The organism is Nocardiopsis mangrovi (assembly GCF_042653925.1).
In the GTDB taxonomy this organism is placed as follows: domain Bacteria; phylum Actinomycetota; class Actinomycetes; order Streptosporangiales; family Streptosporangiaceae; genus Nocardiopsis_B; species Nocardiopsis_B mangrovi.
This window is the reverse complement of record NZ_JBHSFQ010000008.1, coordinates 67,072-86,925: the sequence shown is the minus strand read 5'-3', so window position 1 is coordinate 86,925 and position 19,854 is coordinate 67,072. Positions and strand designations below refer to the sequence as shown.

18 protein-coding genes are annotated in these 19,854 nt (G+C 72.2%); 16 read left to right on the top strand and 2 right to left on the bottom strand.

The features are described 5' to 3' along the window. Window positions 1-34 precede the first annotated feature (34 nt). The 3 genes from ACFO4E_RS11045 to ACFO4E_RS11035 are packed head-to-tail and all read left to right on the top strand — an operon-like array spanning window position 35 to window position 3,850. Window positions 35-1,186: a M20/M25/M40 family metallo-hydrolase gene (locus tag ACFO4E_RS11045; RefSeq protein ID WP_378573569.1), complete on the top strand. Its 1,152-nt coding sequence runs from the start codon at window positions 35-37 to the stop codon at window positions 1,184-1,186. Then, on the top strand, window positions 1,183-2,493 hold the full coding sequence (locus ACFO4E_RS11040) for an alanine racemase (protein WP_378573568.1): 1,311 nt from the start codon (window positions 1,183-1,185) through the stop codon (window positions 2,491-2,493). The genes ACFO4E_RS11045 and ACFO4E_RS11040 overlap by 4 nt, the downstream gene beginning before the upstream one ends. Before the next feature lie 40 nt (window positions 2,494-2,533). After that, window positions 2,534-3,850 (top strand): MFS transporter, encoded by a 1,317-nt coding sequence (locus ACFO4E_RS11035; RefSeq protein WP_378573566.1) that lies wholly within the window; start codon window positions 2,534-2,536, stop codon window positions 3,848-3,850. 181 nt (window positions 3,851-4,031) lie between these two features. On the opposite strand, the gene ACFO4E_RS11030 is transcribed toward ACFO4E_RS11035, so the two are convergent. Further along, complete coding sequence (locus ACFO4E_RS11030) at window positions 4,032-5,069, bottom strand: zinc-binding dehydrogenase (RefSeq protein ID WP_378573564.1); 1,038 nt, start codon at window positions 5,067-5,069, stop codon at window positions 4,032-4,034. 101 nt (window positions 5,070-5,170) lie between these two features. Between ACFO4E_RS11030 and ACFO4E_RS11025 the strand changes: the two genes are divergently transcribed. Together ACFO4E_RS11025 and ACFO4E_RS11020 are read left to right on the top strand one after the other, a co-directional pair. Beyond that, entirely contained in the window at window positions 5,171-6,067 is an 897-nt protein-coding gene (locus tag ACFO4E_RS11025) for a helix-turn-helix transcriptional regulator (RefSeq protein WP_378573563.1), read from the top strand. 190 nt (window positions 6,068-6,257) lie between these two features. Continuing rightward, a complete protein-coding gene (locus ACFO4E_RS11020; RefSeq protein ID WP_378573560.1) occupies window positions 6,258-7,154 on the top strand; it encodes an SDR family NAD(P)-dependent oxidoreductase in 897 nt (298 codons plus the stop codon). 49 nt (window positions 7,155-7,203) lie between these two features. On the opposite strand, the gene ACFO4E_RS11015 is transcribed toward ACFO4E_RS11020, so the two are convergent. Beyond that, window positions 7,204-7,425: a hypothetical protein gene (locus ACFO4E_RS11015; protein WP_378573558.1), complete on the bottom strand. Its 222-nt coding sequence runs from the start codon at window positions 7,423-7,425 to the stop codon at window positions 7,204-7,206. Between the two features lie 127 nt (window positions 7,426-7,552). Here ACFO4E_RS11015 and ACFO4E_RS11010 point away from each other — a divergent pair, with 127 nt between their 5' ends. From ACFO4E_RS11010 to ACFO4E_RS10960, 11 genes are all read left to right on the top strand, one after another. Then, window positions 7,553-8,545: a substrate-binding domain-containing protein gene (locus ACFO4E_RS11010; RefSeq protein ID WP_378573556.1), complete on the top strand. Its 993-nt coding sequence runs from the start codon at window positions 7,553-7,555 to the stop codon at window positions 8,543-8,545. A 76-nt stretch (window positions 8,546-8,621) separates the two neighbouring features. After that, window positions 8,622-9,677 (top strand): galactitol-1-phosphate 5-dehydrogenase, encoded by a 1,056-nt coding sequence (locus ACFO4E_RS11005; RefSeq protein WP_378573554.1) that lies wholly within the window; start codon window positions 8,622-8,624, stop codon window positions 9,675-9,677. A 1-nt stretch (window position 9,678) separates the two neighbouring features. Continuing rightward, window positions 9,679-11,190: an FGGY-family carbohydrate kinase gene (locus ACFO4E_RS11000; protein ID WP_378573552.1), complete on the top strand. Its 1,512-nt coding sequence runs from the start codon at window positions 9,679-9,681 to the stop codon at window positions 11,188-11,190. Next, a complete protein-coding gene (locus ACFO4E_RS10995; protein ID WP_378573550.1) occupies window positions 11,187-12,149 on the top strand; it encodes a sugar-binding transcriptional regulator in 963 nt (320 codons plus the stop codon). The genes ACFO4E_RS11000 and ACFO4E_RS10995 overlap by 4 nt, the downstream gene beginning before the upstream one ends. Before the next feature lie 5 nt (window positions 12,150-12,154). Beyond that, window positions 12,155-13,651 (top strand): sugar ABC transporter ATP-binding protein, encoded by a 1,497-nt coding sequence (locus ACFO4E_RS10990; RefSeq protein WP_378573548.1) that lies wholly within the window; start codon window positions 12,155-12,157, stop codon window positions 13,649-13,651. Further along, on the top strand, window positions 13,648-14,646 hold the full coding sequence (locus tag ACFO4E_RS10985; RefSeq protein WP_378573547.1) for an ABC transporter permease: 999 nt from the start codon (window positions 13,648-13,650) through the stop codon (window positions 14,644-14,646). The genes ACFO4E_RS10990 and ACFO4E_RS10985 overlap by 4 nt, the downstream gene beginning before the upstream one ends. Continuing rightward, window positions 14,639-15,580 (top strand): deoxyribose-phosphate aldolase, encoded by a 942-nt coding sequence (gene deoC, locus ACFO4E_RS10980; RefSeq protein WP_378573545.1) that lies wholly within the window; start codon window positions 14,639-14,641, stop codon window positions 15,578-15,580. The genes ACFO4E_RS10985 and deoC overlap by 8 nt, the downstream gene beginning before the upstream one ends. Before the next feature lie 3 nt (window positions 15,581-15,583). Beyond that, on the top strand, window positions 15,584-17,014 hold the full coding sequence (locus tag ACFO4E_RS10975; RefSeq protein ID WP_378573543.1) for an aldehyde dehydrogenase family protein: 1,431 nt from the start codon (window positions 15,584-15,586) through the stop codon (window positions 17,012-17,014). Continuing rightward, window positions 17,007-18,008, top strand: a complete 1,002-nt coding sequence (locus ACFO4E_RS10970) for an aldehyde dehydrogenase family protein (protein ID WP_378573541.1) — start codon at window positions 17,007-17,009, stop codon at window positions 18,006-18,008. The genes ACFO4E_RS10975 and ACFO4E_RS10970 overlap by 8 nt, the downstream gene beginning before the upstream one ends. Before the next feature lie 328 nt (window positions 18,009-18,336). Further along, complete coding sequence (locus ACFO4E_RS10965) at window positions 18,337-18,768, top strand: peptidoglycan-binding domain-containing protein (protein ID WP_378573539.1); 432 nt, start codon at window positions 18,337-18,339, stop codon at window positions 18,766-18,768. Between the two features lie 509 nt (window positions 18,769-19,277). Next, window positions 19,278-19,853: a hypothetical protein gene (locus tag ACFO4E_RS10960; protein ID WP_378573537.1), complete on the top strand. Its 576-nt coding sequence runs from the start codon at window positions 19,278-19,280 to the stop codon at window positions 19,851-19,853. Window position 19,854: the final 1 nt, after the last annotated feature.

The window sequence follows — 19,854 nt, the reverse complement described above, 5'->3', positions numbered from 1 at the left end:
TGGCACTTCAGTGGCGTGTTGTGGGAAAAGATGGGTGAGTCTGGTGATCGATGTCGTCGACCTGGTGAGCCGCATGGTGCGGATCCCCAGCATCAACCCCCGTGGGCGGCCGGAGCCGGCGGAAACCCCCATGGCCGAGTTCGTCGCCGACTGGGCACGCGCGCACGGCATGCACGCCGAGCTGCGGGAGGTGCGGGACGGGCGGTACAACGTCGTCGTCACGCTGCCCGGTGACGGGCCGGAGACGCTGCTGCTCGAGACCCACCTCGACACCGTCGAGGTCGACGGGATGTCGGTGCCGGCTCACGAACCCGACGTGCGCGCCGGACTGCTCTACGGGCGTGGGGCGTGCGATGCGAAGGGCCCGCTCGCCGTGTTCCTCGCGGCGATGGCGGACCTCGCCGCCGCCGGACCCCGCCCGTACACGGTCGTGCTGGTCGGCGTGGTCGACGAAGAGCACCTCTACCGGGGGGTGGTCGCGCTGCGCGGGTACGGGCTCGACCCCGTCGGGGCCATCGTCGGGGAGCCCACGTCGCTGCGCCTGGTCACCGCGCACAAGGGATGCATGCGGTGCCGCATCACGACACGCGGACCCGGCGGGCACAGCTCCGAGCCCTGGGGGAAGACGAACGCGATCGCGTTCGCGGCCGAGGTGGTCGACCACCTGGCCGGCGAGCACGCGGCGAGGCTCGACGAAGACGTGCGTCCGCTCGTCGGGCCGCCGTCCCTCGCGGTCACGATGATCGAGGGCGGATCGGGACCGAACGTGCTGCCCGATCGCGCCGTCATCACCATCGACCGGCGCACCGTCGCCGGCGAGGACCCGCACGAGGTCTGGGCGGCACTGCGCGCCGAACTGGTGCGGCGCTGGCCGGAGGGGCTGGAGGTCGCGGAGCCGCACGTCGTCGACTACGCGTTGCAGACCGACCCCGATCTGCCCCTGGTCCGGGAATTCTCGGGGGCGCTCGCCGCGGCGGAGCTGGACCCCGGGGTGTACGGCGTCGGGCACGGCACCGACGCATCCAAGATCGCTCTCGACGCGGTCCCCTGCGTGGTGTTCGGGCCGGGCTCGATCGCGCAGGCGCACATGCCGGACGAGTACGTCCCGGTAGCGGACCTGCACACCGCCCGATCCGTACTCGTCGACGTGCTGCGTCGCCCGCTCTCCCGGGGAGGAAGCCGATGAGCGTCGAGAACGACCGGGGACCGGCGTCCCTGCTGGACGACGGACCCATCGGCCTGCGCTTCCCCGGCCTTCCTGTGGACGCCTCCGGACTGACGCTGACCGAGCTCGGCGCCCAGCGCCGGCCGCTGTTCGGCGGCGGGTTCGATTTTCCGCTGATGGTGCTCCGTGAGTCGGCCGTGCGGCACAACGCCGAATTGATGGCCGCGTTCGCGGAGCATGGCGGCGTGTCGCTGGCCCCCCACCTGAAGACGACCTGCGCGCCCGAACTCGCCGCATATGCCCTGCGGGCCGGGGCATGGGGCGTCTCGGTGGCGACGCCGTTCCAGGCGCGCGTCTTCATGGCGGCGGGGTTCGAGCGGATCCTGCTCGCGAACCAGGTCGTGGACCCGGGGTTCGCCGTCGAGGCGGCCGCCTGGGCGAACGCGGACCCGCGGCGCGACTTCCTCTGCCAGGTCGACTCGCCGGCGGGCGTGCGGGTGCTCGCCGACGCACTCGGCGCGCGATCCGGCGACCGCCCGTTGCCGGTGCTCGTCGAGATCGGCCACCCCGGTGGTCGCGCCGGCTGCCGCGACCGGGCCGCGCTGGACGCGGTGGTGCGGGCCGTCCGTGCGGAGCCCGCGCTGGTCCTCGCCGGTGTGAGCGGATACGAGGGATCGGTCAGCCACTCCCGCGGCCACGACGGCCTCGCCGCCGTCCGTGACTACCTGCACTGGGTCAGATCGGCCATGGACGAGGTCCTCACCCGGCCCGACCCCCGCCGGCACGAGTACGTCCTCAGCGCCGGGGGCAGCCTCTACTTCGATCTCGTCGCGGACGTGCTGGCCGCGGACCCGCCCTCCGGGCCCGGTGCGCCGCCCGTGCGGGTGATCACGCGTCCCGGGGCCTACCTGACCCACGACCAGGGGCTGTACGCCGAGCTCTCGCCTCTGGACGGCGGCGGCAGCCCACCCGAACCCCTCCGGCCCGCGATCGAGGTCTGGGCGCCCGTGCTGTCGCGGCCGACCCCGGACCTGGCGATCCTCGGGGCCGGCCGCCGGGACCTGAACTTCGATCAAGGACTCCCGGCACCGTTCGAAGCGCGGGACAGGTTCGGCCGCTCAGCCCGATACGGCGGCCCGGAGTGGAAGATCGTGGACCTGAACGACCACCACGCGTTCCTGCGGCTGCCGGCCGACGCCGAGCTGGCCCCGTCGGACCTCGTCCGGCTCGGGATCTCGCACCCGTGCACGGCGCACGACCGATGGCGTGCCGTCCTCCTCGCAGACGACGACGACACCGTCGTCTCGGTCGTCCGCTGCTACTTCTGACCTTCAGCGGCCCCGCCGCCCGAGAACCGAGAGTCCAACCATGACAGCTCCATCCACGCAGGAGCGGACCGGAACGAGGACCCGCGTGCGCTACGCGGTCCTCGCATCCGACTTCGTGATCCTCATGCTCAACTACGCCGATCGCGCGGTCATCGGCGTCGCCGCACCCCTGATCATCTCCGAGTTCGGGTTCTCGAACGCGGCGTTCGGCTGGATCCTCGCGGCCTTCGCCTTCACGTACTCCCCGTTCGGATTCATCGGCGGCTGGCTCGCGGACCGCTACGGTCCGGCCAAGGTCATGGGCTGGGCGGCGATCGCCTGGTCGGTGTTCACCGCGCTGACCGCGGCCGGTGTCGGGTTCGTCAGCCTGATCATCATCCGGCTGCTCTTCGGGGCGGGTGAGGGCCCACAGGCCACCGTCACCGCCAAGATCATGCACAACTGGTTCCCGAAGCGGGAGCTCGGTACGGCGCTGGGCATCGCGAACGCCGCGACGCCACTGGGCGGTGCGGTGGGCACGCCCGTCGTCGTCGCGATCATGGAGGCGACCCAGGGCAACTGGCGGCTGCCCTTCATCATCTTCGGCGTCCTGGGCCTGCTGTGCGCCATCGGCTGGTTCATCGTGGTGCGCGATCGCCCCGAGGACCACGCCCGGGTCTCCGCCGCGGAACTGGCCCACATCCGGCAGGACGAGCACGTCCCGGCCGATGCGGCGGAGGACGGGGCGGGGGCGAGCGGTCCGTGGCTGCACCTGCTTCGGCTGCCCGCCGTCTGGTCGACCGCGATCGCCTACTTCGGCTACGCCTGGATCCTCTGGACCTTCCTGAACTGGTTCCCGACGTACCTGGTCAACGAACGCGGGATCGACATCGCCGAGCTGTCGGTGACCGGCGCGGTCCCGTGGGTGGGCGGCTGTGTCGGTCTGGCCCTGGGAGGCGTCTTCACCGACTGGCTCGTCCGCCGGACCGGCCGGACGCTCGGCCCCCGGCGGTGGACCGTGGTGGTGTGCCTGGCGGCGACCGGTCTGCTGTTCGGACTGATCGGGCTGGTGGCGAGCACGACGGGAGCGGTCGTGCTCATGACCGTCGTCGTCTTCCTCCTCTACTTCACCGGCGCCCAGTACTGGATCATCGTGGGAACGGTCGTGCCGGCGGAGCGGTACGGATCCGTCTCCGGTGCGGTGCAGATGTTCGCGACATCGGCGTCGATCATCGCCCCCACCGCGACCGGGTATCTCATCGACTCGTCGTTCGGCTGGACCGGCACGTTCGCGGTGGCCAGTGCGGTGGCGGTGCTGGGCGCGCTGCTGCTGGCCGTGGTCGGGGGCGCGAGCGGCCGCCGCGAGGCAGCGGGCTGAGGCACCGCGGACACCCGGTGGTCCTGCGTCGGCGTCCACGACGCGCCGTTGCGCGCGTCGTGGACGCCCGGCCGGAGCCGCCCCATCGCGTGGCCGCCCCGTCCGGCCGTTGCTCCGACGCCGTCTCATTCAGAGCGCCGGGGCCTCACCAGTGCCGGCAACGGCTTGGTCGCCCCGCGGGTCAGGGCCGGACGAGGACCTTGAGGGCCCTGCGCTCGTCCATGGCGCGGTAGCCCTCGGGCGTCCGGTCGAGGGCGACGGTCTCATCGAAGACCCGGCCCGGCTCGACGGTGCCGTCCAGGACGGCCGGCATCAGCGTCTCGATGTAGGCGCGGGCGGGGGCGGGCCCGCCGGTGAGTGTGATGTTGGGGCCGAAGAGGCTGGTGAACCCGACGGGCGCCTGCTCGTACTGGGGCACCCCGACCCGGCTGATCACCCCGCCGGGGCGCACGACGCCGACCGCCTGCTCATAGGCCGGCATGTGGCCGACCGCTTCGAGCACGACGGGGCTCCCGTGCCCGCCGGTGAGCTCGCGCACCTTCGCGATGCCCTCCTGCCCGCGCTCGGCCACGACGTCGGTGGCGCCGAACTCGCGCCCCAGGTCGGTCCGCGCCTTGTGGCGGCCCATCAGCACGATCCGCTCGGCACCCAACTGGCGGGCCGAGAGCACCGCGAGCAGTCCGACCGCCCCGTCACCGATGACGGTGACCGTGCTGCCGGCCGTCACACCGCCTTTGAGGGCGGCGTGGTAGCCGGTGCCGTAGACGTCGGAGAGGGTCAGCAGCGACGGCAGCAGGTGGGAGTCCTCGCCGACCGGCGCCTTGACCAGGGTGCCGTCGGCGAAGGGGACCCGTACCGCCTCGGCTTGGGCCCCGCCGATCCCGCCGGCGGCCCAGAAGCCGCCGTGCAGGCAGGACGTCTGCAGCCCCGCGTGGCAGAACTCGCAGCTCCCGTCCGACCAGGCGAACGGTGCGATCACCAGGTCGCCGCGGGCCACGGTCGACACCGCGGAGCCCGCATCCTCGACAACGCCGACGAACTCGTGGCCCATCGGCGTGCCCTCAGGAGTGGCCGGCATCGAGTGGTAGGGGTGCAGGTCGCTTCCGCACACACAGGCCCGCACCACGCGCACCACCGCGTCGGTGGGCAGCTGGATCTTCGGATCGGGGACGTCGACGACGCGCACGTCGCCGGCCCCGTACATGTAGGCGGCTCTCATGATCTGCAGTCAACCGCGCCCGACCGCGCGCAGGGAGAGCCTGGTGTTCGGGGTACCGCCACTACCTCCCTGCCCACCCGCCCCTCGCCTAACCTGGAGAAATGAGCCAGGACGACCACCGCGCCGAGATCCGCGAGTTCCTCAGCTCACGGCGGGCGCGCATCACGCCCGAACAGGCCGGGCTGCCCGCCTACGGCGGCAACCGCCGTGTCGCAGGGCTGCGCCGCGAAGAGGTCGCCATGCTCGCCGGGGTCTCCATCGACTACTACATCCGCATGGAACGCGGCAACCTCTCCGGAGCCTCCGAGGCCGTGCTCGACGCCCTGGTCCGCGCCCTGCAGCTGGACGAGGCCGAACGCGACCACCTCTTCGCCCTCGCCCGGGCCGCGGGCCCGGCACGCCGCCCGCGCCGCCCCCCGCCGACCGACGTGCGGCCGGTCATCCAGCAGGTGCTCGACGCCATCACCGACGCCCCCGCCTGGGTGCGCAACGGCCGCCACGACATCGTGGCCATGAACCCCCTCGCCCGCGCCCTGTACGCGCCGGTGCTGGCCGATCCCCGGCGGCCGGCCAACACCATCCGGTTCATCTACCTCGACCCCGCGGCGCGCGAGTTCTTCGTCGACTGGGAGCGGGTCGCCGACGACGCGGCCGCGATGCTGCGCCTGGAGGCGGGCCGCACCCCGCACGACCAGGCGCTGGTGGAACTGGTCGGCGAGCTGTCGACACGCAGCGACGTCTTCCGGCACCGGTGGGCCTCCCATGACGTGCGGTTCCACCGCAGCGGGCAGAAGCGGCTGCGCCACCCGGTGGTCGGCCGACTCGATCTGGACTTCGAGTCGATGGACCTGCCCTCCGAGCCGGGGCTGGTGCTCAACGTCTACACGGCGCCCCCGGACACACCGGCGGCGGACGGGCTCCGGATGCTCGCCAGCTGGGCCGCCACCCAGGAGGGGGAGGAGGCGCCGACCGGTACCGAAGGCGGCCGGCACGGCTGAGAACGCGCTCGATCGCGTCGAGAACCACGGCGCGGCACACGGGCTCGGATCGGGACTCCGCTCGACCCCGCCAGGGGAGTGCGGGAGCAGCCGCGAGACGAACCCGACTGATGGGCGTTGAGTAGGGTGACGGGAGCCAAAGTGCCGTCGTATCCGGTGCGCCCGCCCCCTACGCCTTGGAGGAACCGCCATGGAGCAGCTCTCCTTCGCCGACCGCACCGTCGTGGTGACCGGAGCCGGGAGGGGCATCGGACGCGCCCACGCGCTGTTGCTCGCCTCCCGCGGCGCCCGTGTCCTCGTCGCCGACCGCGGAGCCCGGACCGACGGGGCCGGCGTCGACGGCGGCGACCCCGCGGGTGACGTCGTCGCCGAGATCCGGGCCGCGGGCGGCCGCGCCGAGGCGTCGCGGGCCGACATCTCCACCCGGGAGGGCGCCGAGTCGGTCGTCGCCATGGCGGTCGAGGCGTTCGGGGGCCTGGACGCGGTCATCAACAACGCGGGCATCGTCCGCACGGCGCCCTTCGACGAGGTGGATCCCGAGGAGTACCAGCGCCATCTCGACGTCCACTACTTCGGAACGCTCCACCTCGTGCGGGCGGCCTGGTCCCACCTGGCCGCCTCCGGGAGCGGGCGGGTGCTCAACACGGTCTCGGCCGCCATGCTGGGCCACCCGATGATGGCCCACTACGGCGGCTCCAAGGCGGCGGTCTTCGGGCTCACCCGCAGCCTCGCGGTGGAGGGCGCCGCGCACGGCATCAGGGTCAACGCCCTGGCCCCCGGTGCGGGCACCCGCATGGTGGAGAGCTCCGCGAGCACCCTGAGCCCCGAGGACCTGGAGTACATGCGGACCAGGTTGCGCCCCGACCACGTCGCCCCGGTCGCCGCGTACCTGGTCCACCCCTCGTGTGAGGTGACCGGTGAGGTCATCACCGCGGCGGGGGGAATGGTCAACCGGATGGCGGTGGTCTACACCGCCGGTATCCACGACCCCGGCCTGACCGTCGAGACCGTCGCCGAACGGTTCGACGAGGTCATGGCCGTCACGCCCGAGGCCGTGCCCCAGGTGGTGGCCACGCAGGTCCCCTGAACCGGCGAGGAGGCACCCCCACGCCCTGCGGGGCCGATCGGCCGTCCTCTCAGCCGTCCAGCCCCATGGGGCGGCCTCCGTTGTACCACCCGTCGGGCGGTCCGGGGCTGAGGGCGGTGCCGCTCGGGCCGCGCCGCAGGCTCTGCTCCGCTCCGGCCGGCCGCGCGGTGGGGGACGCGATCCCGGTTCCGGGCCGCGACAGGACCGGACTCAGGTGGCCCCGGCCGGCGAAGCCGGAGGAGAGCGGATGCCCCAGGAGACGGACGATCACGGAATGTTTTCGTCCTGTCGCAGGTCAAGGCGCTGCCTGCTCTTGTGAGCAAATATCCCCCCATCTGTTGCGCCTTTGTGAAATCCAGATCTACGGTGCGTAACACGCATCACATCTGGAGGCCAACATGCGTCGTTCACGCATCCTGGGCATCACGGCGGCGGCGATCACCACGGTCACCCTCTCCGCCTGCTCACTGTCCACGACCCCGGGTGGGGCTTCCGGGGGCGGCACCGACTCCGACGGCCCCGTCGTCATCGGGTTCAGCCAGGCCACGCAGCAGTCCCCCTTCTACGTCCAGCTCCGCGAGGGCGCCGAGCAGGCGGCCGCGGACGAGGGCGCCGAACTCTACTTCGCCGACGCCGGCGGCGACGTCACCAAGCAGAACGACGACGTCCAGGACCTGATCACCCGCCAGGTCGACATCCTGCTCGTCAACCCCGTCGATCCCGAGGGCGTCGAGGCCGCCATCGCCTCCGCCGAGTCCGCCGGGATCCCGGTCGTCACCGTCGACCGGCCGGTTCCGGAGGGCGCCGACGCCCACGTCGGCCGCGACAACGAGGCCATGGGGGCCCTGGTCGGCGCCCGTCTGGCCGAGGAGCTCGGCGACGAGGGCGGCACCGTCATCGAGATCAAGGGCGACGCGGGCGGCGCCGTGGCGCGCGACCGCAGCGCCGGATTCCACGAGGCCGTCGCCGACAACGACGCCATCGAGATCGTCGAGGGCCCCTACAGCGACTACATCCGCTCCAACGCGGTCACCGCCATGCAGGACCTCATCCAGACCAACCCCGACGTCCGCGCCGTCTACGCGCACAACGACGACATGGCCCTGGGCGCCCTCCAGGTCCTGCGGGAGAACGGCCGCGACGACGTCCTCGTCACCGGCGTCGACGGCCTGATGGAGGCGGTGCAGGAGATCGCCGACGGCGGCCCGTACCTGGCCACCGCCCTCAACGACCCCATCGAGCTGGGCCGCGTCGCGGTCGACGTCTCCCTGGGAGTGCGGGACGGCGAGGTCCCCGGCGAGCCGGTCGACGCCGGGACCACCCTCGTGGACCCCGGCAACGCGGCCGACTACGTCGGCGACACCACCTTCGCGCTCGACGGCGACCGCTGAGACGACCGACGGCACGAGCGACAGCGACCGCGGCCCCGGCTTCCCGGGGCCGCAACCGAGAGGAAGAACCACCGCCATGTCAGAGACCATGCAGGCCGCCGTTCTCCACGGCCCCGGGGACATCAGGGTCGAGCGGGTCCCCGTCCCCGTCCCGGGCCCGAACGAGGCGCTGGTCCGCGTCGCCGCCTGCGGCGTCTGCGGCTCCGACATCCCCCGCATGCTCCGCCCCGGCGGCGCCTACCACCTGCCCCTCATCTGCGGCCACGAGTTCGCCGGGCACGTCGTCACTTTGGGCGAGGAGCTCGCCGCGTCGGGAGCGGTCGCCGAGGGCGATCTGGTCACCGTGCCGCCGCTGCTGCCCTGCCGGGCCTGCGGGCCCTGCGCCCAGGGCAACTTCAGCCTCTGCGAGGACTACGACTACTTCGGCAGCCGCCGCGCCGGCGCCTACGCCCAGTACGCCACCGTCCCCGCCGGCAACATCCTGGTCGTACCCGAGGACCTGGACCCCCGCGCCGCCGCGATGCTCGACCCGGCCGCCATCGCCCTGCACGCCGTGTGGCGCACCAAGCTGCGCGCGGGCCACCGCGTCGCCGTCGTCGGGGCAGGGCCAATCGGGCTCTTCGCCATCCAGTGGGCGGCGCTGTCCGGGGCCTCGGAGATCCTGTCCATCGACGTCAGCGAAGAGAAGGCGGCCATGGCCCGCCAGGCCGGCGCCACCCACACCGCGACCTCCCCCGAGGAGGCCCGCGACCACGCGGGGTCCGGCTACGACGTCGTGATCGAGTCGGCCGGGCTGCCCGCGACCGTCGACCTGGCCGTCTCCCTGGCCGCCCGCCTCGGACACGCGGTGTTCATCGGCATCCCGCACGACCCCGTGGTACTGCCCAAGACGACCTTCAGTTCCTTCCTGCGCCGCGAGGTCACCCTGCACGGGGCCTGGAACTCCTTCTCCGCACCCTTCCCCGGCGACGAGTGGCGCCACGCCGCCCGCGCCATGGCGGAGGGCCGCCTGGAGTGGAAGTTCATGATCACCCACGAACTCGGCCTGGACGAGCTTCCTGAGACGATGCACCGGCTCGGAGACCGGTCGGTCTTCAGCTCCAAGGTGCTCTTCCTGCCGAACGGGGACTGACATGACGGCACTGTTGGCCATCGACCTGGGGACGGAGAGCGCACGGGTCGCCGTCTACGCGGACGACGGCACCGCCCTCGGACACGGCGAGAGCGGCTACCCCACGCTCTACCCCCGGCCCGGGTGGGCCGAGCAGGACCCGGGTGACTGGTGGCGGTCCGTGGTGAGCGCGGTCGCTCAGGCGCTGGAGGAGGCGGGCCGCCCTGAGGTGGCGGGCGTCGCCGTCGCCACCACCGCCTCCACGGTCGCCGTGCTCGACGACGCGGGCCGGCCGCTGCGCCCGGCCCTGCTGTGGATGGACAACCGGGCCAGCGAGGAGTCGGCGCGCACCGCGGAGGCCGACCACCCGGTGCTGCGCTACTCCGGCGGCTCCGACGCGGTCGAGTGGCTCGTCCCCAAGGCCATGTGGCTGGCCGCCAACGAACCGGAGACCTACCGCCGCGCCGCGCGGATCGTCGAGGCGGTCGACTACCTGGTGTGGCGGCTCACCGGCCGGTGGGCGGGCTCGCAGATGAACGCCGTCTGCAAGTGGAACCACGATCCCCGCGGCGCCGGGTTCTCCGTCGACCTCTACGCCAGGTTCGGGGTCCCCGATCTGCGGGAGAAACTGCCCGACACGGTCGTCCCCGTCGGCGACCCGATCGGCGAGCTGACCGCGGCCGCACGCGCGGAACTCGGGGTGCGGGGCCCCGCCCTCGTGTGTTCCGGCGGCATCGACGCCCACCTGTCGCTCCTGGCGGTCGGCGGTGCCGAGAACGGACGCGTGTCCGTGGTGTCGGGCACCTCCACCGCCTTCATCACGGAGGTGGACGAACCCGTCTTCCCGCAGACCATCTGGGGCCCCTACCCGGACGCCCTGGACCGCGGCGCCTGGCTGATCGAGGGCGGCCAGGTCGCCTCCGGATCCGTCCTGACCTGGACCGGGGAACACCTGCTCGGCCTGCGCCGCGCCGATCTCCCGGCCCTCTTCGACGAGGCGGCGGCTCTGCGGCCCGCCGACCACGGACTCCTGGTCCTCGACTACTTCATGGGCAACCGCACCCCGCTGCGCGACCCCCGGCTGCGCGGCGCCGTCCTGGGGCTGACCCTGGGCACCACGCCCGCGCAGGTCTACCGGGCGGCCGTGGAAGGGGTGGCCTACGGGACCCGCCGGGTCCTGGAGTCCTTCATCGAGGGCGGGGTGCCCGTGGACGAGGTCTTCGTGTCCGGGGGCATCCGGCACAACCCGCTGTGGCTCCAGACCACCGCGGACGTCCTGGGCCGGCCGCTGCACCTGGTCACCGGGGACAACCTCACCCTGCGGGCCTGCTCCGTCATCGCGGCGGTGGGCACCGGGGCGGCGGGGGGCCTGCGCGAGGCCGCGCGGGCCTTCGCCCCCCGGTACCGGGTGATCGAACCCGATACCGCGCACGCCGAAGCCCTGGAGCGCGGATACGGGGACTACGTCGCCGCCACCGACCAGACGCGCGCCATCGCCCACCGGCTCAGCGACCCCGCTCGGAGGCGGCCATGAGCGGGCCCACCGACGAGAACCTGCTCTACCAGGTCGCCTCGCTCTACTACGAGCAGGACCAGACCCAGGAGCAGATCGGCACGCGACTCCACTTCACCCGCTGGAAGGTCGGGCGGATGCTCGTCGAGGCCCGTGAGGCCGGGATCGTGCGCATCGAGGTCGTGCACCCCCGATCGCGCGTCCACACGGTCGAGAAGGCCCTGTGCGACCGCTTCGGGCTGCGCGACGCCGTGGTGGTGTCCGCGGGACGGGCCCAGGACGAGAAGGAACTGCGGTCCCGCGTGGCCAAGGCCGCCGCGGACTACCTGGCGGCGCTGCGCCCGGCTCCGGTCCTGCTCGGTGTCTCCTGGGGGCGCACGCTGGACCTCGTCGCGCGCGGCATCCCCGCCGGGTGGGCGCGCGGAGTGGACGTGATCCAGATCAACGGCGGCCTGAGCCGGTCCCACCGGCCCACCTCCGCCCAGGACATGGCGAGCCGCATCGCCCACCAGGGATCGGGGACCGTCACGCTCCTGCCGGTCCCCGCCATCGTCGAGCACGAGGACACGCGCCGCGTCCTGGAGCGCGATCGCGCGGTCGCGGACATCCTCGACCACGCGCGGAGGGCGGACGTCATGCTCTTCAGCCCCGGCGGCATGGGGACGGACTCGGTCCTGGTGGAGTCCGGGCACATCGATCCGGCCGATGTCGAGCGCCTCGCCTCCCTGGGGGCGGTGGGCGACGTGGTGGGCCGCTTCCTCGACAGGAGCGGGGCCGTGGTCGACCCCGGGCTGGACGCCCGGACCCTGGGCGTGTCCTTCGACGCCCTGCGGTCGGCCCCGGTCTCCATCGCGGTCGCCTCCGGGGCCGCCAAACACCCGGTGTGCGCGGCGGTCGTCAAGGGGCGGCTGTGCAACACCCTCGTCACCGACGACCAGACCGCCCGGTGGCTGCTCGACCGCGAAACCGGGGAGGTGTGATGTCCATGGATACCGGACCCGACCGCCTGACGATGCGCGGCATCGTCAAGAGGTTCCCCGGCACCGTCGCCAACGACGGGGCCGAACTGTCCGTGCGAGCCGGGGAGGTGCACTGCCTGCTGGGTGAGAACGGGGCGGGCAAGAGCACCCTCGTGAAGATCCTCGCCGGGTCCCAGCAGCCCGACGAGGGCGAGATCCTGATCGACGGCGCGCCTGTGGCGCTGCACAGCCCGCAGTCCGGGCTGGCAGCGGGGATCGCCGTCATCTACCAGGAGCTGGACCTGGTCCCCGATCTGACGGTGGCGCAGAACCTGCTGCTGGGCCACGCGCCGGCGTTCGGGCCCTTCGTCCGGCGCGCGGAGCGGGAGCGCCGGGCGCGGCAGGCCCTGGACCGTGTGGGCGCCGACTTCCCGGTCACCGCCACGGTCCGCGACCTGCCCATCGCCGCGCAACAGCTCACCGCCATCGCCCGCGCCCTGACCTCCGACGCTCGCGTCATCGTCATGGACGAGCCGTCGGCGACCCTGGGCGAGAACGATCTGCGCAAGGTCTTCGACGTGGTCCGCTCCCTCGCGGCCGAGGGCCGCTCGATCATCTACATCTCCCACCGCATGGACGAGATCATGGAGATCGGGGACCGTGCCACCGTCCTGCGCGACGGGCGCACCGTGGGGGTGTTCGACGTGGCCTCGACCGGCCCGGACACCCTGGTGTCCGCCATGATCGGCGAGGCGCGCGAGCCGGCCGGGTCCGACCAGCGGCCCCCGGTCGCGGGCGACCCCCTGCTGTGCGTCGACCGCGTCCGGGTTCCCGGACTCCTCGACGTCTCCGGGATCGAGGTGCGGCCGGGCGAGGTCGTCGGGCTCGCGGGGCTGGGCGGCGCGGGCCGCACCACCCTGCTCAGGGCGCTCTTCGGCGACGTCAAGGCCACCGTGGAGGTGCGCCTCGACGGCCGGCCGCTGCGCGCGGGGAGTCCCGCGTCGGCGGTGCGTGCCGGCCTGGCCCTGGTGCCCGAGAGCCGCAAGGAACAGGGCCTCATGCTCGGGCTGTCGGTGGTGCGCAACGCCGCGGTCACCGCCCTGGGCCGTCCCCCCTGGCTCCTTCCGCACCGCCGCGGGGCGCGCCGCGCCGATCCGGTCCTGGCCGACCTGGGCGTGCGCTTCTCCTCGCCGCACCAGCCCGTCGGCAAGCTCTCCGGCGGCAACCAGCAGAAGGTCGTCCTGGCCAAGTGGATCGCCCGGGGCGGCGTGCGGGTCCTGCTCCTCGACGAGCCGACCCGCGGACTGGACGTCGGCGCCAAGGCCGACCTCTACCGCCAGGTCCGCGCCCTGGCCGACACGGGGGTCGCCGTCCTCCTCGCCAGCAGCGAGCTCAACGAGCTGACCGCGAACGCGGACGGCGTCTGGGTGCTGTACGAGGGCCGCAACGTCGGCTTCTTCGACCCCCGCACCACCTCCGAGACCACCATCGCGCACACCGTCATCACAGGAGCGATGCCATGAGCACCCTCACGCAGGAACCCCGGGCGTCCGCCGCCCCCGCGTCGCGGGGGAGGCGCGGTTCCGACATGTTCGTCAAGTTCAACCTGCTCATCGTGTTCGCCGCGCTGTGCGTGGTGGCGAGCCTGCTCGCCCCCGAGTTCCTCACCACGCGCAACCTGGCGAACCTGCTCCAGCAGTCGTCGCTCACGGGCATCGTCGCGATCGGGATGACCCTGGTCATCCTCACCTCGGGCATCGACCTGTCGGTCGGCAGCATCGCCGCCTTCGGCGGGATGACGGTCGCCCTGCTCATCGACGGCGACATGAACTTCCTGGTGGCGATCGCGATCAGCCTCGCGATCGGCGCGCTCTTCGGCGCCGTCATGGGCGGGCTGTCCGCCTACCTGGCGCTGCCCGCGTTCATGACGACGCTGGCCGGGCTCACCGCGATCCGCGGCCTCACCTACATGCTCACCGACGGCCAGCCCGCGGGCGGAGACGTGCCGCAGGCGTTCCAACTGCTGGGCGGCGGTTTCCTGGGCTACGTGCCCGTCGTCGGCCTGATCTTCATCGCGGTCACGGTGATCGCCTCCCTGGTGCTGCGCTACACCGACTTCGGCGAGTACGTCTACGCCGTGGGCAGCAACCGCGAGGCCGCCCGCCTTGCGGGCCTGCCCGTTCGCGGGGTCGTGACCGCGGTCTTCGCGATCTCCGGGGGGCTGTCGGCGCTGGCCGGGGTGCTGCTCACCGCGCGCCTGACGATCGGCCAGCCCACCGCGTTCAACGGCCTGGAACTGGAGGCGATCGCCGCGGTGGTCCTGGGCGGCACCAACCTCTTCGGCGGACGGGGCGGGGTGTTCGGCACGTTCGTGGCCGTCCTGCTGCTCTCGGTCCTGCGCAACCTGTGCAACCTGATGGGGCTGGGATCGTTCTTCCAGATGGTCGTGACCGGCGTCATCCTCGTCGTCGCCCTCATCCTCAACATGGTCATCGAAAAGAGAGGTTCGCGTGTCTGATACGGCCACGGCGCCACCGGTGGTGTCGAACTCCTCCCTCCGGGCGTTCCTGCACGGCCTCCCGGGGGTCGACGAGGTCGGCGCCCGGGCCCGCGCCCAGGACCTGTCCACCCGGTCCATCAAGACCACCGCCAAAGCGCGGGCCATCGACCTGGCCATCTCCATGGTGGACCTGACGACGCTCGAGGGCGCCGACACACCCGGCAAGGTCCGGTCCCTGTGCGCCAAGGCCGCCCTGCCCGACCCGACCGACCGGACCGTGCCCCACGTGGGGGCCGTGTGCGTCTACCCCGACATGGTCGCCACCGCCGTCGAGGCACTGCGCGGTACCGGGATCGGCGTGGCCTCCGTCGCCACCGCCTTCCCGTCCGGGCGCGCGCCCATGGAGGTCAAGCTGGCCGACACCCGGCGCGCGGTCGCCGACGGCGCCACCGAGATCGACATGGTCATCGACCGCGGCGCCTTCCTGTCCGGGGACTACCGCAAGGTGTTCGACGAGATCGCCGCGGTCAAGGAGGCCTGCGGCCGAGCGCATTTGAAAGTCATCCTGGAGACCGGCGAGCTGGTCACCTACGACAACGTGCGCCGAGCCTCCCACCTGGCGATCCGGGCCGGCGGGGACTTCATCAAGACCTCCACCGGCAAGGTGTCCCCGGCCGCGACGCTGCCGGTCACCCTGATCATGCTGGAGGCCGTGCGCGACCACCACGCCGCCACCGGCCGCCGCGTGGGCGTCAAGCCCGCCGGGGGGATCCGCACCACCAAGGACGCCATCCGCAACCTGGTCCTGGTCAACGAGACCGCCGGTCCCGGCTGGCTGACCCCGGACCTGTTCCGCATCGGCGCCTCCAGCCTCCTGAACGACCTGCTCATGCAGCGCACCAGGCTGTCCACCGGCACCTACCCGGGCCCCGACTACTACACGCAGGACTGAGCCGTGATCTTCGAATACGCGCCCGCACCGGAGTCCCGCTCCGTCGTCAGCCTGCGCGAGACCTACGACCTGTTCGTCGACGGCGAGTTCACCCCGGCCCAGAGCGGTGAGTACCTCACCACGCTCAACCCGGCCGACGAGGAGGAACTCGCCCGGGTGGCCGTGGCCGGGGCGGCCGACGTCGACCGCGCCGTCGCCGCCGCCCGCCGCGCCCACGACACCGTGTGGAGCCGCATGAGCGGCGCCGAACGCGGCAAGTACCTGTTCCGCATCGCCCGGATCATTCAGGAGCGCTCGCGTGAATTGGCCGTCATGGAGTCGATGGACAACGGCAAGCCCATCAAGGAGACCCGCGACGTCGACCTGCCGCTGGTCGCCGCGCACTTCTTCTACTACGCCGGCTGGGCCGACAAGCTCGCCCACGCCGGGCTGGGCCCCGACCCGCGACCGCTCGGCGTAGCCGCCCAGGTCATCCCGTGGAACTTCCCGCTGCTCATGCTCGCGTGGAAGATCGCCCCGGCCCTGGCCACCGGCAACACCGTCGTGCTCAAGCCCGCCGAGACCACCCCGCTGACCGCGCTGGCCTTCGCCGGGATCTGCCGGGAGGCGGACCTGCCCCCGGGCGTGGTCAACATCCTCACCGGCGCCGGGGAGACGGGCCGGGCCCTGGTCGAGCACCCGGGCACCGACAAGGTCGCCTTCACCGGTTCCACCGAGGTCGGCCGCCGGATCGCCCGCACCGTGGCCGGGACGGCCAAGCACGTCACACTGGAGCTGGGCGGCAAGGGCGCCAACATCGTCTACGACGACGCCGCCCTCGACCAGGCCGTGGAGGGTGTGGTCTCGGGCATCTTCTTCAACCAGGGCCACGTCTGCTGCGCCGGGTCCCGCCTGCTCGTCCAGGAGTCGATCGCGGAGGAGTTCCTGCCCCGGCTCAAGGAGCGCATCTCCAGACTGCGCCTGGGCGACCCGCTGGACAAGAACACCGACATCGGTGCCATCAACTCCGCCGCCCAGCTGGAGCGGGTCCGCGCGCTCACCGCCACCGCCGACGAGGAGAACGTCGAGCGCTGGTCGCCCGCCTGCGACCTGCCCGAGCGCGGCTACTGGTTCGCGCCCACCGTGCTCACCGGCGTCAGCCAGGCGCACCGGGTGGCGCGCGAGGAGATCTTCGGCCCCGTGCTGTCGGTCCTGACCTTCCGCACCCCGGAGGAGGCCGTCGCGAAGGCCAACAACACCCCATACGGGCTGTCCGCGGGCGTATGGACCGAGAAGGGCTCCCGCATGCTGTGGACCGCCGAGCGCCTGCGCGCCGGCGTGATCTGGTCCAACACGTTCAACAAATTCGACCCGACCAGCCCCTTCGGCGGGTACAAGGAGTCGGGATACGGCCGCGAGGGCGGCCGCCACGGTTTGGAGGCCTACCTTGGCTGAGCGGCGCGGCAGCAAGAAGAACACGAAGGACACCCGGGGCGCCGAGAAGGCCCTGGAAGCGGGGGGTGGCGGCGCGGAAGCCCCGGAGGCCGGCGGCGGCCGCGCGGAAACCCCGGTCCCGGCCCGGCTCGCGGTCCGCAAGACGTACAAGCTCTACCTCGGCGGGGCCTTCCCTCGTTCGGAGTCCGGCAGGAGTTACCCCGTGACCTCAGCGGACGGCGCCCACCTGGCCAACGCCTCACTCGCCTCCCGCAAGGACGCGCGCGACGCCGTCGCCGCGGCCCGCAAGGCATTCGGCGGCTGGTCGGGGCGCACCGCCTACAACCGCGGCCAGATCCTGTACCGGGTCGCCGAGGTCATGGAGGGACGCCGCGACCAGTTCGCCGCCCAGCTCGTCGACGCCCGGGGCCTGACCCGCGCACAAGCCGATCGGATCGTCTCCGCGGCGGTGGACCGCTGGGTGTACTACGCGGGCTGGACCGACAAGTTCGCCCAGGTCCTGGGCGGCGCCAACCCCGTCTCCGGACCCTTCTACAACCACTCGGCGCCCGAGCCCACCGGTGTGGTCGCGGTGTTCGCGCCCCAGGACGCCCCCCTGCTCGGGCTCACCTCGGTGATCGCCCCGGCCATCGCCACGGGCAATACCGCCGTGGTGGTCGCCTCCGAGCGGGCGCCCCTGGCCGCGGTCGACCTCGCCGAGGTGCTGGCCACCTCCGATGTGCCCGGCGGAGTGGTCAACCTGCTCACCGGGCGGGTGGGCGAGGTGGGACCGCACCTGGCCTCGCATGCCGACGTCAACGCCCTGGACCTGACCGGAGCGGGGACGTCTGCGGCGGAGTTCGAGGAGGCCGCCGCGGACACCCTCACCCGGGTGCTGCGCCCCGGCCCCGAGGCCGACGGCGGGGAGGACGCCTGGCTCGGCACCGACCCCGGCACCGCCCGGATGACGCCGTTCCTGGAGACCAAGACCGTCTGGCACCCCGTGGGCGTCTGACACACGGCCGCCCTCCCTCAGTGGGGGAGGGCGGCCGCAGTCAGCACACGGTCGCGCCCTCGCCGCGCAAGGCGGATCACGCCGCCGGTGGCCGACGCGCCGGCCGTGCCTTCGGCACGATCTCCACCGTCGCGGACACCGGCACGGCCGCGCGCCCGCACGGGCGCATGGCGGCCACCGGCACCGCTCCGAGCAGGTCGATACCCGTCGTTCCGGGACCGTCGGGGGACCTACGTGAGGGACGCACCCCACCGTCAGACGCCGCGGCTGCACGTGAAGCGGGGAACGGTCCCACTCGTGGCCGGCAACGGGACCCACACCGCCTCCGGTGCCCCGACGACCGCGGTCTACGACGTCCAACGCCGCACTCGGCGGAGGGACGGTCACACTCACCGGGTTCCGGTACCGGCGCCGCCCCACCCTCCGCTGGGGCGACCAGGGCGCCGAGGTTCGCGCGTTGCAGAACGAACTCCTCGACCTCGGTTACAACCTCGGCCCGGCCGGGGCGGACGGGGATTTCGGCGACGCCACCTACAACGCTGTCCGCGCGTTCCAGCGGGCGCGAGGCGTGTACCCGGCGGACGGTGTCCCCGGCCCGGAGACCCGCGCCGCGATGGACTACGGCTCGGCCGCCGCTTCCCGCCGTTGTGGGTGTCGCACGTGGCGCTGTCGGATGGTGCGTGGGTGGGGCCTGCCCCGGCTCCGGAGGTTCCGGTTCCGGTGCGGTTACTGCTGGGGATGCCGATCTGACCAGCGTTAGCGGGATTACTCGGGTCTCAACGGTTCCCCGGCTGAGACTCCTGAAGGGTCTGAATTCGGGAGGAGCCATGCTTCGGGAACTTCAGGACTCCAGATACTGCCTGTGTATGGGCCTCTAGCAGGCCATCGGGACATGTCCCGGTTGCGTTCTGTAGTAGTACGTGGCCGCCAGTTAATAGGGCATTCCGGAAGTCCACCAATCCGCCGGTGAACTTCGTATTGGAGAAATCGCCCCCGTCGAAGACGACTCCAGTGAGCCTTTTTCATGCTGACGATGCAGGTCACGGTCCTGTACCGGCCGTGCGGAACCTCCCCTGACAGCAAGAGGCCCCTGGTAGCCGGAGAGCGGGCCCATCGCCCAGCTCAAGAACTGGGACGTCCTCCGCCGGTTGCGGTGCTGCCCGCACCGGGTCGGCGAGATCACCCGAGCCGTGCTGGTGCTTCAACTCCGCGAAGCAGGATGAAAAGGCTCAGTGACGGGCTGTCGGTGGCTGCTTCTACCGTTGCCTCATGGGGAACTATTTTCAGACCGTCGTCGATCTCGACGCCACGCATGTGGACGCCCGGACCCTGGCAGACAGCGGACTCGACTGGCTGGTCGGGGAGGGGATAGTTCGGGCCGAGCTCACCGACTGTGTTCTCGGGGCGCCGTCGGGGCATCCGCCCGGTCCCTCCTGGGCCAAGGCGGTCGGTCAGGAGGACTGGGAGCCCAGCGACGGACTCAGGGTCGAGACCGGCCGCACCGTGTTCAACTGCGGCCAGGGCGAACCCAGGTTCGCTGTGTGCCCCCATTGTGCCGGTCGGGCGGATTTCTACACCGACCGGCTTGAGGAGATTGAGGGTGCCTGGGAACTTTTCGGTGAGGCCATCGGCGCCTGGAGCGACACAGGCAGCGCGGCAGTCGCCTGCCCGCATTGTCGGCGCCCTGGTGACCTGACTGCGTGGACCTGGTCGGATGACTACTTCGCCTTCGGGTATCTCGGTTTCGAGTTCTGGGACTGGCCTGACTTCAGCCCCGGCTTCCTCGAAGGTCTCTCACGCGCGCTCGGGGGGCATCGCACGGTCCTCATGGAAGGCAAACTTTGAG

Bases quoted from the DNA above. Each gene is read 5' to 3' on its own strand.
- ACFO4E_RS10995 (WP_378573550.1), top strand. From the start codon at position 11,187: ATGAGCGGGCCCACCGACGAGAACCTGCTCTACCAGGTCGCCTCGCTC.
- ACFO4E_RS11025 (WP_378573563.1), top strand. From the start codon at position 5,171: ATGAGCCAGGACGACCACCGCGCCGAGATCCGCGAGTTCCTCAGCTCA.
- ACFO4E_RS10985 (WP_378573547.1), top strand. From the start codon at position 13,648: ATGAGCACCCTCACGCAGGAACCCCGGGCGTCCGCCGCCCCCGCGTCG.
- ACFO4E_RS11030 (WP_378573564.1), bottom strand. From the start codon at position 5,069: ATGAGAGCCGCCTACATGTACGGGGCCGGCGACGTGCGCGTCGTCGAC.
- ACFO4E_RS11000 (WP_378573552.1), top strand. From the start codon at position 9,679: ATGACGGCACTGTTGGCCATCGACCTGGGGACGGAGAGCGCACGGGTC.
- ACFO4E_RS11010 (WP_378573556.1), top strand. From the start codon at position 7,553: ATGCGTCGTTCACGCATCCTGGGCATCACGGCGGCGGCGATCACCACG.
- ACFO4E_RS10960 (WP_378573537.1), top strand. From the start codon at position 19,278: ATGGGGAACTATTTTCAGACCGTCGTCGATCTCGACGCCACGCATGTG.
- ACFO4E_RS10990 (WP_378573548.1), top strand. From the start codon at position 12,155: ATGGATACCGGACCCGACCGCCTGACGATGCGCGGCATCGTCAAGAGG.
- ACFO4E_RS11035 (WP_378573566.1), top strand. From the start codon at position 2,534: ATGACAGCTCCATCCACGCAGGAGCGGACCGGAACGAGGACCCGCGTG.
- ACFO4E_RS11020 (WP_378573560.1), top strand. From the start codon at position 6,258: ATGGAGCAGCTCTCCTTCGCCGACCGCACCGTCGTGGTGACCGGAGCC.
- ACFO4E_RS11005 (WP_378573554.1), top strand. From the start codon at position 8,622: ATGTCAGAGACCATGCAGGCCGCCGTTCTCCACGGCCCCGGGGACATC.
- ACFO4E_RS11040 (WP_378573568.1), top strand. From the start codon at position 1,183: ATGAGCGTCGAGAACGACCGGGGACCGGCGTCCCTGCTGGACGACGGA.